The sequence below is a fragment of the Paraglaciecola marina genome, assembly GCF_004360155.1.
GTDB classification, from domain to species: Bacteria; Pseudomonadota; Gammaproteobacteria; order Enterobacterales; family Alteromonadaceae; genus Paraglaciecola; species Paraglaciecola marina.
Genome location: NZ_SAIS01000083.1, coordinates 1 through 441, shown reverse-complemented (window position 1 = coordinate 441; position 441 = coordinate 1). Strand labels below are relative to the sequence as shown.

Sequence of the window (441 nt, the reverse complement as noted above, 5' to 3'; positions counted from 1 at the left end):
AATGGCAAAAGAAAAGTTTGAACGTACTAAACCGCATGTAAACGTAGGTACTATCGGCCACGTTGACCACGGTAAAACCACATTAACAGCTGCAATCACAACTGTATTGGCAAAAACTTACGGTGGCGATGCATCTGCATTTGATCAAATCGATAACGCTCCAGAAGAGCGTGAGCGTGGTATCACAATTTCAACGTCTCACGTTGAATATGATACTCCTACACGTCACTATGCCCATGTAGATTGTCCTGGTCACGCCGATTATGTTAAAAACATGATTACTGGTGCTGCTCAAATGGACGGCGCAATCCTAGTTGTTGCAGCTACAGATGGTCCTATGCCACAAACACGTGAGCACATCTTGTTAGGCCGTCAGGTTGGCGTACCTTACATGGTTGTTTTCATGAACAAATGTGACATGGTAGACGACGAAGAATTACT

The 441-nt window shown here is 44.2% G+C and carries 1 protein-coding gene; it reads left to right on the top strand.

Going from position 1 to position 441, the window contains the following annotated elements:
* Position 1: 1 nt before the first annotated feature.
* Positions 2 to 441: GTP-binding protein (locus tag EOK74_RS20740; RefSeq protein ID WP_133472030.1), on the top strand; the 440-nt coding region annotated here is incomplete at its 3' end.